Source organism: Nocardia sp. NPDC004722 (assembly GCF_053601505.1).
The window spans coordinates 1-10,257 of record NZ_JBSGBY010000298.1 but is presented as its reverse complement, the minus strand read 5'-3'; the positions used below and the strand labels follow the sequence as shown (position 1 = coordinate 10,257).

At 68.9% G+C, this 10,257-nt stretch carries 15 protein-coding genes; 10 read left to right on the top strand and 5 right to left on the bottom strand.

Annotated features, from left to right (window positions below; translation table 11 throughout):
- The first annotated feature begins 103 nt into the window (after positions 1-103).
- Positions 104-1,111 carry an AraC family transcriptional regulator ligand-binding domain-containing protein gene (locus ACWELQ_RS26220; protein WP_452399705.1) on the top strand — a complete coding sequence of 336 codons (1,008 nt, stop codon included), beginning with the start codon at positions 104-106 and terminating at the stop codon, positions 1,109-1,111.
- Here ACWELQ_RS26220 and ACWELQ_RS26215 read toward each other — a convergent pair.
- Positions 1,098-1,289, bottom strand: a complete 192-nt coding sequence (locus ACWELQ_RS26215; protein ID WP_452399704.1) for a hypothetical protein — start codon at positions 1,287-1,289, stop codon at positions 1,098-1,100. The two genes, ACWELQ_RS26220 and ACWELQ_RS26215, sit on opposite strands and share 14 nt — an antisense overlap.
- Before the next feature lie 235 nt (positions 1,290-1,524).
- Between ACWELQ_RS26215 and aroQ the strand changes: the two genes are divergently transcribed.
- Positions 1,525-2,142, top strand: coding sequence for a gamma subclass chorismate mutase AroQ (gene aroQ / locus ACWELQ_RS26210; RefSeq protein ID WP_452399703.1), 618 nt, complete (start codon positions 1,525-1,527; stop codon positions 2,140-2,142).
- A 5-nt stretch (positions 2,143-2,147) separates the two neighbouring features.
- Here the strand turns inward: aroQ and ACWELQ_RS26205 are convergent, their stop codons facing one another.
- From ACWELQ_RS26205 to ACWELQ_RS26195, 3 genes are read right to left on the bottom strand one after another with little or no spacing between them, the layout of a single operon-like run.
- Positions 2,148-2,885 (bottom strand): ABC transporter permease, encoded by a 738-nt coding sequence (locus tag ACWELQ_RS26205; RefSeq protein WP_452399702.1) that lies wholly within the window; start codon positions 2,883-2,885, stop codon positions 2,148-2,150.
- Positions 2,885-3,655 carry an ABC transporter ATP-binding protein gene (locus ACWELQ_RS26200; protein WP_452399701.1) on the bottom strand — a complete coding sequence of 257 codons (771 nt, stop codon included), beginning with the start codon at positions 3,653-3,655 and terminating at the stop codon, positions 2,885-2,887. Before ACWELQ_RS26200 ends, ACWELQ_RS26205 begins: the two co-directional genes overlap by 1 nt.
- Before the next feature lie 11 nt (positions 3,656-3,666).
- The gene (locus ACWELQ_RS26195) at positions 3,667-4,329 is read right to left on the bottom strand and encodes an LppX_LprAFG lipoprotein (RefSeq protein WP_452399700.1); all 663 of its coding nucleotides are present in this window, start codon (positions 4,327-4,329) and stop codon (positions 3,667-3,669) included.
- Positions 4,330-4,404: 75 nt separating this feature from the next.
- Here ACWELQ_RS26195 and ACWELQ_RS26190 point away from each other — a divergent pair, with 75 nt between their 5' ends.
- Together ACWELQ_RS26190 and ACWELQ_RS26185 are read left to right on the top strand one after the other, a co-directional pair.
- Positions 4,405-4,758, top strand: coding sequence for a PadR family transcriptional regulator (locus ACWELQ_RS26190; RefSeq protein WP_452399699.1), 354 nt, complete (start codon positions 4,405-4,407; stop codon positions 4,756-4,758).
- Positions 4,743-5,411 (top strand): hypothetical protein, encoded by a 669-nt coding sequence (locus ACWELQ_RS26185; RefSeq protein WP_452399698.1) that lies wholly within the window; start codon positions 4,743-4,745, stop codon positions 5,409-5,411. Before ACWELQ_RS26190 ends, ACWELQ_RS26185 begins: the two co-directional genes overlap by 16 nt.
- Here ACWELQ_RS26185 and ACWELQ_RS26180 read toward each other — a convergent pair.
- Positions 5,408-6,871 carry a carboxylesterase/lipase family protein gene (locus ACWELQ_RS26180; RefSeq protein ID WP_452399697.1) on the bottom strand — a complete coding sequence of 488 codons (1,464 nt, stop codon included), beginning with the start codon at positions 6,869-6,871 and terminating at the stop codon, positions 5,408-5,410. The genes ACWELQ_RS26185 and ACWELQ_RS26180 overlap by 4 nt on opposite strands.
- Before the next feature lie 196 nt (positions 6,872-7,067).
- Between ACWELQ_RS26180 and mug the strand changes: the two genes are divergently transcribed.
- The 6 genes from mug to ACWELQ_RS26150 all read left to right on the top strand — a co-directional run.
- Positions 7,068-7,643, top strand: a complete 576-nt coding sequence (gene mug / locus ACWELQ_RS26175) for a G/U mismatch-specific DNA glycosylase (protein WP_452399696.1) — start codon at positions 7,068-7,070, stop codon at positions 7,641-7,643.
- 43 nt (positions 7,644-7,686) lie between these two features.
- Entirely contained in the window at positions 7,687-7,947 is a 261-nt protein-coding gene (locus ACWELQ_RS26170; protein WP_452399695.1) for a hypothetical protein, read from the top strand.
- 91 nt (positions 7,948-8,038) lie between these two features.
- Positions 8,039-8,512 (top strand): hypothetical protein, encoded by a 474-nt coding sequence (locus tag ACWELQ_RS26165; protein WP_452399694.1) that lies wholly within the window; start codon positions 8,039-8,041, stop codon positions 8,510-8,512.
- 252 nt (positions 8,513-8,764) lie between these two features.
- On the top strand, positions 8,765-9,145 hold the full coding sequence (locus tag ACWELQ_RS26160) for an anti-sigma factor (protein ID WP_452399693.1): 381 nt from the start codon (positions 8,765-8,767) through the stop codon (positions 9,143-9,145).
- A gap of 89 nt (positions 9,146-9,234) precedes the next feature.
- Complete coding sequence (locus tag ACWELQ_RS26155) at positions 9,235-9,597, top strand: STAS domain-containing protein (protein ID WP_452399692.1); 363 nt, start codon at positions 9,235-9,237, stop codon at positions 9,595-9,597.
- Between the two features lie 119 nt (positions 9,598-9,716).
- On the top strand, positions 9,717-10,257 hold a 541-nt coding region (locus ACWELQ_RS26150), incomplete at its 3' end, for a HAMP domain-containing protein (protein WP_452399691.1).

Here is a 10,257-nt window from a genome sequence, read left to right as displayed (position 1 = left end):
AGGCGCGCGGGCGCCGGGACGGAACCTGCTCACATTGCCGGTTTCCGCCCGGCCGCGCGGTATAGCCTGTCCCCTCTCGGGTGGATGAGGCGCAGGAGGGGCGTTGGGTACCGATCAGACGCTGTTGCACCGGTTCGTGATCTCCCAGCTGACGGCGATGGGGTTGGATCGACATCGCCTGATCAGCGAATGCGGGGTGCCGGACTGGACCTTGAGCGGGGGCGGGGTGCACGTGCCCAGCGAATCCTTCTGGCGTTTGTGGGAGATCGCCGCCCATCAGCTCGATGACCCGAATGTGGCGTTGCGCGTTGCCAGCCGGTATCAGCTCAAGGCGACCGGACTCTACGACTATCTCTTCACCAGCGCGCCCACGCTCGGCGCGGGACTGGCGACCTGCGGGCCCTACGTCAGCGCCGTCACCACCAACCATCGTTTCGACCTGGTCGACACCGCGCACGGACCCGCGTTGACGCTCGACATGGTCGACGGCGGAGACGCCACCCGCGACCACACCCAGCTGTGGGGGCTGACCGCGGTGCTGACCCGCGCCCGCCGCGTCGTCGAGGGTCCGCTGAACCCGACCCGGGTCACGCTGCGCCGGTCCGCGCCGCGGCGGCTGGACGCCTATCGGGACGTATTCGGCGATGCCACCCTCGAATTCGAGGCGGCGACCGACGCGATGGTGTTCCGTGCCGCCGACCTGGAACTGCCGCTCACCACCGCCGATCCGGTGCTGGCCACCGTGTTGCGCCCGCTGGCCGACGCGCTGCCGCCGCCACCGCCGTTGGCGTCCGCGTGGCCGGAGCGGGTCGCGGTGGCGGTGGCCGAGGCCCTCGATGACGGGGAGGTGTCCCTCGAACGGGTGGCGCGGCGGCTGGCCACCGGTCCCCGGACGCTGCAACGCCGCCTGGCCGAGGCGGGCACGACGTGGCGGCGGGAGCTGGATCGGGCGCGCTCGGCCCGCCTCGTCGCCGCCTCGACCGGTGGCCCGGTCAGCCGCAGCCGCCAGGCGGAACTGCTCGGCTACGCGGATTCGGCATCCATGCGGCGGGCGGCCCTGCGCTGGGCGGTCGTCACCCGCGGGCACGGACCCGGGGTCACACCTTCATGAATCCGGCGGCGATGCCCCAGAACAGGGAGCGTTCCATCGCCGCGAAATCCCAGTCCTCGGTGATCGCGTGCGAGGCCGCGACAATGCCGGGCACGTCGAAGTCGTCGCGGGTGGCTGTGCCCTTGGCTTCCAATGCCGCGATCACGTAGGCGACGGCGCCGTCTCGGGAATACGACAAAGTGGCTCCTCGCGCTCGGTGCTCATGGATGCCCGCGCCTGGATCGGCGCGGCAGACAACGGCGTATGGGCGCGGAAAACCGGCCCCCGTACCTTTCGGTGTGCTTCGAACACCAAGTGTTGCTACATAATCGCCGCTGGGCCAGTGCGAAACGCGTCAGCCTTGGGCAAACGTGTCAAACGATCGCATTTCCCGACTCCGGCACCCCCACACCGACTCTCGTACACTTCCTCGAATGATGGCGGCGAACACGGTGATTCACAGCGCGAAAAACTTGGCCATGGCGGCAGTGTCGTCGATCGCGGTGCTGGGCGGTCAGACCGCCACGGCAAGCACGGCGCAGGCCGACCCACCTGCCCCCCTCGACCACCTGGTAGCCCTGGTCGCCGAACGTCTCGACACCGCGGACACCGTCGCGGCGGTGAAGTGGTCGGCTGCCCTCGCCGACGGCAGCCAACCGACCATCGACGACCCGGTCCGCGAAGCCCAGGTGTACGACGCCATGGCGCAATTGGGCGCGGACAAGGGCCTCCCGGCCGCCCGAGTTCGCGAGATCTTCACCGCGCAGATCGATGCGAACAAGATCGTCCAGCGCGGCCTGGTGACCCAATGGCAATACGGCCTGACCGCGCCCGGCTCCCCGGCCGGCGGCCTCGGCCCGGTCCGAGCGGTCATCGATCGCGTCAACACCGAGATCATCGACGAATTGGCCGCGGACCGAACCGAACTGGCGCGACCCGGCTGCCCGGCCCGGCTCGCCGACAGTGTCCTGGCCACGGTGCGGGCAACCGGAAGCGACCCGCTGCACCAGGCGGCGCTGGTCAGGGCGGTTCTACCGCTCTGCGAAAGCTGAAGCGCTCAGGCGCTCTGGCGACGTAGGGTGGCCGCGCCCGCGAAGAGTGTGGCGATGGCGAAGGCGGCCAGGACGAGGAGGTCGAGCCAGAGGCGGGTGGTGGGGAGAGGGAAGGTGCCCACCTCGGTCATGGCGTCGGCGGCGTAGCGCAGCGGCATGGCGTCGCTGGCGAACTGGAGGGCGGTCGACATTTCCTCGCGGGGCCAGATCAGGCCGCACAGGAGGATCTGGGGGAAGACGATGGCGGGCATGAATTGCAGGGCCTGGAATTCGGTGCGGGCGAAAGCACTGGTGAACAGGCCGGTGCAGCAACCGAGGATGGCGGTGCTGACGGCGATGAGCAGGACCGTCGCGAGATTGCCCTGGGTGCGGAGGTTCAGCAGGCCGTAGGCGATGGCGCAGGCGATCGAGGCTTGCACCGCGGCCAGGAAGGCGAAGGCGATGGCGTAGCCGAAGAGCAGATCGAGCTTGTGCAGGGGAGTGCTGAGCAGGCGTTCGAGAGTGCCGCTGACCCGCTCGCGCAGCATGGCGACGCTGGTGATCAGGAACATCGAGGTGAAGGGGAAGATGCCGAGCAGCATCAGGCCGATCTGATCGAAGATGTCGAGCCGGTCGACGAAGATGAAGCGCAGCAGTGCCAGCAGCAGGCTCGGGACGGTGAGCACCAGGGCGATGGTGCGGCGGTCGTGGCGGACCTGGGTGAGCACGCGCAGCGTGGTGGCGAAGGTGAGCGAAACAGACATCAGGCGAGCACCTTTCGATCGTCGGAGCTGCCCGGGGCGTCGGGGCTGCCGGAGGCGTCGGCCCGGCGCAGGATCAGGCGCAGGAAGGCCTCTTCGAGATCCGGTGCGCCGGTGGCGGACCGCAGCTCGGCGGGAGTCTCGTCGGCGAGTAACCGGCCCTCGCGCAGCAGGAGCAGGCGCTCGCAGCGGTCGGCCTCGTCCATCACGTGACTCGACACCAGCAGCGTGGTGCCGCCCGCCGCGAGTTCGTGGAACTGTGCCCAGATATCCCGGCGCAGTACGGGATCCAGGCCGACGGTCGGCTCGTCGAGAATCAGGACGGCGGGGTTCGCCAGCAGTGCGCAGGCCAGGGAGACACGGGCGCGCTGGCCGCCGGAGAGCGCGTCCACCAGGCGGTCGGCGATCTCGGCCAGGCCCACATCGCGGATCGCCGCCTCCGCGGAAGCCGCTGTGGCGCCTTGGATCTTGGCGAAGTAGCGGGCGTTCTGGCGGATGGTCAGGTCGCCGTAGACCGAAGGCTGCTGTGTCACATAGCCGACCTGCCTGCGCAGTTCGGCCGCGCCCGCCGGTCGGCCGAGCACGGTGACAGTGCCCGATCGGATGCGCTGCACGCCCACGAGGGCACGCAGTAGCGTCGTCTTCCCGGATCCGCTGGGACCGAGCAGACCGGTCACACTGCCCGGCGACAGCGCGAAACCTATCCCGTGCAGCACCTGCTGCTTACCGCGGCTGACATTGAGATCCCGCACTTCTATTGTGCTGTCCGGCATTTCGCGTTCCTTCATGATTTCGTGCCCGGCACCGAGGTCGCCTGGGATTTCGACACCGTGACGGTCAGGTGCGCGTCGGGGTGTTGCGGAAAGCCGAGGACGGTCCGCAACGGTAGATGCGCGCCGCGCACCCGCACCCAGACCGTGAGGGTCGCGTCCGCGGTTGTGCCCGGCAGGATCGCCGCGACCGACGCGGCGGGCACCACGGCCTCGATCTTGAACGCGTCGATACCGGTGAACTCTTCGCGCCCAACGGTTTCCGGATCGCGCAACGACCGCAGCAGCCGCGCCAGCCCGCCGTCACGGCCGATCATCCCGCCAGGGCTCGGGAAACCCGCGGGCATCGGCAGCAGGGTTCCATTGTCGGACCTGCTGAAGACCTTGCCCTGCGCGGCGACGAAGTGCGTCACCGATCCGCCGGGCAGCGTCGCCGCGCCGGTGGCGCTGCCGCCGTCGCGGTTGGACACATCCGCGTCGAGTTCGCGTAACGGGAAGCCCGGCACCGCGCCCTCGGCGCGTAACAGCACATGCGCGGAATCGATTGCGCCCGCGGAGATCGCGGCGTCGCGCATCATCAGCCCGGCATCGGGCAGTCCCCCCGATCCGTCGGCACAGCCGGTGAGCGCAGCGGCCGTCATGAGCGCGACCACCGCGCCCGCGATCCTGTAGCGCACCGGAACACCTCCTATGGGTAGGGTCGCTACCCATAGGCTAGGCCACTTTTCCCTCGAAGGGTAGGCTGACTACCCATGAGCGCAGAAGTGCTGAAAGGGCACCTGGACGGCATGATCCTGGCCGTGCTCGCGGACGGCCCCAGCCACGGCTACGGCGTCATCGACGCGCTCCGCACCCGCACCGGCGGCCACTTCGATCTGCCCAAAGGCACCATCTATCCCGCGCTGCACCGGCTCGAACAAGCCGGACTGATCGACGGTGCGTGGTCGAGCGCGGGCGGTCGGCGGCGGCGCACGTACACCCTCAGCGCGGCCGGTCACCGGCGGCTCGGGATAGAGCGGGCGTCCTGGCGGGATTTCGTGGCGGCCGTGGGCGGCCTGATGGAGGGGAACGCCGGAATGGGGGAACAGCCATGTCCCGCAGTGTGATCGACGACTATCTCGACGACCTGGGCACGCGGCTGACGGGTACCTGGTGGGAACGCCAGGCCATCCTCGCCGAGATCGGCGACGGCCTGCACGAGGCCGCGGAATATCATCGCGCCCAGGGTCTTTCGCTCGAACAGGCGCAGGTGGCCGCGATCGGGGAATTCGGCGGCCCGACCGAGGTCGCCGACGAATTCGTACCGGTACTGTCCGGCAAGCGGATCCACCGCTACGGCTGCACCCTCACCGCCCTGGGCCCGCTGATCGGACTGGCATGGGGAACCGCCGCGCTATTGGGGTCCTTCAGCGCGGTTCCCCTCTGGCTGACCGTCTTCGGTCTCGTAGCGATGGCCCTCGCGGTCCTCATCGGCGTGCCCTGCGCGGTGGCCGCCATCGCCTCGACCGGCCGCGCCAGCCGATTCGTGCGCATCCCCACCCGCTTGGCCGCCAAGGCCCTGCTCGTCACCGCCGCGGTCGCCGTCTTCATCGACGTGACCCTACTGATCACCCTGCTGACCCTCATCGCCGAAGCCCCCCGAGATCTGGTGGTACTACCGGTCACGCTAGGCGCATTGATCAGCCTCACCCGCATCAGCATCGCGATCACCAGCGTCCCCCGCCTAGGCCCCGCCCGTGCCCTGGCCACGGTCGGCTAGCCCCAGCATGCGTTGACGTTGTCGGCGGGCGGTTCCTCGACCATGTCGTTCGTGCCGCCGAGAGCACGGGAGTTCGGTACCCCGGGGGTCCATGGCGTCCAGCCGGGATCTCCCTTCCACAGGAAGTCTTTCCAGGCTTGGATCAGTGCCGACTGGACGGCGAGGTGGGGTGGGGTGGCCGCGTCGACCTGGGCCAGCTTGTCGAAGAGGAACAGCAGGTCGGAGCCGTGGAACGCGCCCAGTGACGGGCCGCACGGTTCGTCCTCGAGGAGGAAGTGGTGGGCGGTGCCGCCCGCCGCGGACTGCGCTCGGATCAGGTCGATCGCGGGCCTGCGGTAGACGGCGTCGGTGAGGAAGGCGGCGCGCACGTCAGCCGGGTCGGAGGAGCCGATGCGGGCGGCGTAGGCGTCGGTCAAGGCTGCCGGGTCGGTGATCCCGATTCGGCGTATCTCGTTGTGGAGCTGGGGGATCGGAACGCCGAAGCCGTCGCCCGCGAGACGACGGAACACCTGGACCTCGTCGCGGGTGGCGCCCACCAGCAGCGGGACCTCTCCGGTGATCGCGTGCAATGGGTGCGCGGGAACCACGGTGCCGTCGACGACAGGGCCCCAGGCCCGGCCGCCCGGCAGGTTGCGCTCCCCGATATCGCCGGACACCACCGTGCCTTGTACTTCCAGGATCGCTCGCAGCGGCACATCCCGGAGTTGCTCGGGCCCGTCGAGCCGCAGGGCGTCGAGCAGATCGGTGGCGATCTGTGTGGCGACCTGCCGGTTGATGACCCGTGATGCGTTGCCGCTGTGCAGGATCGCCTTGTCGAACAGCCCGACCGCACCCGGTATGCCGAGCAGCGCCCCGATCGAGAACGCGCCCGCGGACTGCCCGGCCACGGTGATATTGCCCGGGTCGCCGCCGAAGCGCTCGATATTGCGCCGCACCCAGGTGAGCGCCGAAATCTGGTCCTGGAGTGCGAGATTCGACGACCACCCGTCGAGATAGAGATGTCCGAGCGCGGCGAGGCGGTAATTGATCGTCACCACGACGGCGCCCGTGAGCCGCGACAGCGCCGAGCCGTCGCTGTAGGGCGGATTGGCCGACCCGGCCTCGAGCCCGCCCCCGAAGATCCACACGATCACCGGCAGCGGTTCGCCGCCCGGCCGCGGCGTCCACACGTTCAGATACAGGCAGTCCTCCGACGTCGTGGTGATGGCCGCGGTCGGGAACGTGGGAAACGTCGACTTGCCGTCACCCGCAAGCCCTCCCGCGCCCTGCGCCGGGGCCGGGGCGAAATTCTCGGCCGAACGGACACCGGCCCATCCCGGCGGCGACTGGGGCGGCCGGAACCGAAGCTCACCCACCGGCGGCATCGCGAACGGGATCCCGGCGAAGCACCGCCCATCACCGTTGTCCGGCACACCCCGCACCGCGCCTTCGGTTGTCTCGACTACGAGCCGGTCTGTCACAACGCCTCCCTAGCCTGGAATCCAGCACACGAGTCTTCGTGCGCGAACCGGGATCGCTCTCGCGGGAACAGCAGATGCGCTTGCGGAAACCCTTCGAGGATACGGGTTCAGGCGATCCCGCTGGGCCGACGGCGGCTGCCGGGCTGTTGGCTGGGCATGGCGTTCGGCGGCACCGGGCATCCGGCACACTGGGCGCATGGGTTCCGGATCGTCGACCAAACCGTCACCCGCGGATCTGGCCGCGGCACAAGACAAGACCATCCCCGACCTGATCGCCCCCGACCTGCGCGTCCTCTTCTGCGGCATCAACCCCGGCCTCTGGTCCGGCGCCACCGGCCTGCACTTCGCCCGCCCCGGCAACCGCTTCTGGCCTGCCCTGCACCGCTCCGGCTTCACCCCACGCCAACTACGCCCCGACGAACAGCCCGAACTGCTCGACCTGGGCTTGGGGATCACGAATGTGGCCGCCCGCACCACCGCCAAGGCAGAAGAACTGACCCCCGACGAACTACGCGCGGGCGGCCGCGCCCTGATCGACCGAATCGAGCACTACCGCCCCCGAACCCTCGCAGTCCTCGGAATCGGCGCCTACCGAACAGCTTTCGCCCGCCGCCACGCCACCATCGGCCCCCAACCCGACCGAATCGCCGACACCGCCATCTGGGTCCTCCCCAACCCCAGCGGCCTCAACGCCCACTACACCCTCGACTCCCTCGCCGCCGAATACCGCAAATTGCGCGAGGCCATCGAGGATGGTGACCGGCAAGCCTGATCGCTCCACGCGGATGCCTGCCCGAGAACCGGAATATGTTGCGATGACCGCCAACTCGACAACACTGACCACCTCACAACGTGCACTGCTGAGCGGTTTGGCGATCGACAACTTCGGCTCCGGCCTCTTCCTACCGTTGACCCTCGTGTACCTGACCCGGGAGTCCGGGCTGGCGCTGAGTACCGCGGGCGCCGTGCTTGCCGCGGCGACCGTCCTCAGTGTTTTCGCACCGGCCGCGGTCATGCGCGTGATCGGTCGTGTGGGTGCACGTCAGGTCGTGATCGCGGCACGGCGGCGTTTCTGACGGCGACCGGGATCCAGACGTTCTACAGCGCGCTACTCGGCCTGATCGCCGACACCGCGCCGCACGGGCCGAAGGATCGCGCGTACGCGGTGTGAGCCTGGCCGTCTCCGCGGTGATCTCCAGCGTGGTCGGGTCGTTGATCATCCGGCTCACCGATTCCTGGAGCCGCCCCCGATCCATCGCGGTCGGCATCGGAGCCGCCATGGTCTGGTGCACGGGCTTGCTCATCGCGCCCTGGCTGCCGAATATGCTACTGCCGGTGTGGATTCCGGTGGGCACGGCGGTGCTGTCGCTCGGATCGCTGCTGTGTACCGCCCGCCTCACCGCCATGGCGGAGGCCGTGGTGCCCGTCGATCAGCGCGGTCGGCAGCTGGCGTTATTGCAGTATTCGTTTAACGCGGCGCAGATCGCCGCCCCACTGCTGGGCGGCCTGATCGAACCGATAGCCGCCGTGCCCTGGCTGATATTGCTGTTCACGTCGATCGCAGCGCTGACCCTGCTGCGCTGGCTGGCCCGGAGCCTTGCCGCCACGGCAGTCGGCTCCGTTGCACTGCACACCGATTGATCGAAGCGAGAGCGTGACGCAGGAGGGGGAATGATCGGGTGCGGGGGTGGTATGGCTGGAGTAGCGTCTTCGTGTCGAGGCGCGGGCAATTCGGTTCGCGGTGGTACGCCGGACCGCTTGCTGTGGGTTAATCAGTGGGGAGCGGTAGGCGCAGGTCTCACTCGCGTGGCAGGAGGGCGGAGCAGGATGCACGGAAGCCCACGCGAGAGTGGCCCGGAGGAGTCGTCGGTTTCGCACACGGGTGCGATCGGGGTGAGTGTCGCCGCGCGGGCGGAGATGTTGCCCATGTTGCGCTCGGTGGTCGAAACCGTGTTGCTGACAGCGGATTTCACGCTCGACGCGGTCGCCGACGTGCGGGTGGCGATCGACGAGGTGGTGACCGCGCTGGTGGTGGCGGCCGACGGGGGAGGCGAAGTCGCCTGCGCGATCGAATACGACCGGCGCGGGGTCGAGGTCCGGATGTCCGCGCCGACGCGCAGCGCCGACGTCCTGCCGAAGAACAGTTTGAGTCGGCATCTGCTGGAGACGATGGTCGACGTGCACAGCATCGACTACCGGGCCGACGGGCGGCCGGACACGTACCGGATGGTCGTGCACTTCGGTCGTCGCCGAACCGGTGACCTCGGATGGTGACAACGCCGAGACGGTCGGCGGCATTGTCGTAGACTCGACTCGCCGCTCGTCTGACCAGGTGGCAAACCACAGATCGTCTAGGAGCGAGTGTGACGGAGAGCGGGATTCCGCCATTGCTGACAGTGTCGCGGAGCCAGGTGGGTGAGACCGTCGTAGTGTCGGCCACGGGCGAGATCGACATCAACTCGGCGGGTCAGTTGCGGGAAGTGCTCGAGGCGGCGGCGCCGTCCGCCCCGACGCTGATCATCGACCTGTCCGGGGTCGAGTTCATCGGATCCGTCGGTCTCACAACGCTATTGGTCGCGACCACCGCGGTCGACCCCCGGCAGATACGCGTCGTGGCCTCACCCCAGGTACGACGCCCGATCGAGGTGACCGGTCTCGATGACGTGCTGTCGTTGTTCGACACCCTCGAAGAAGCCATCGCACAGAGTCCCCAGGGCGATCGATAGCGCGGCGCCCGGAGGATAGTCGCACGCCCCGGCACGGCGGCCCGTAGAGTCAGTGGCGGTCGGGTGTTCACAAACCAGCACCTCACCGCCCGTCCACGAGCGGTTGAAGCGAGGGTGCGATGACGGATGCGGCGACACCACGCCGTGCGGGGCAGCCGCTGGATGCGGTGGCCGGTCAGGTCGAGCTGCGACAGCTGCTCGCCGGACTGACCGCCGTGCGAGACGGCGATTTCGGAACTCGATTGCCGACGGACGCCGACGGTCTGCTCGGCGAGATCGCGACGGTCTTCAACGGGATGGTCGACCAGCTCTCGCAGTTCACCTCCGAGGTGACTCGCGTTGCGCGCGAGGTGGGTTCGGAAGGACAGCTGGGCGGTCAGGCCCAGGTGCCCGGGGTGTCGGGCACTTGGAAGGACCTCACCGATTCGGTGAACGCGATGGCGGGCAACCTCACCGGCCAGGTCCGCAATATCGCGCAGGTCGCCACCGCCGTCGCGCGCGGTGATCTCAGTCAGAAGATCACCGTGAGCGCGCGCGGGGAGATCCTCGAACTCAAGAACACCATCAACACGATGGTCGATCAGCTGTCGGCGTTCGCCGACGAGGTGACGCGGGTGTCGCGCGAGGTCGGCACGGACGGGCGGCTGGGCGGTCAGGCCG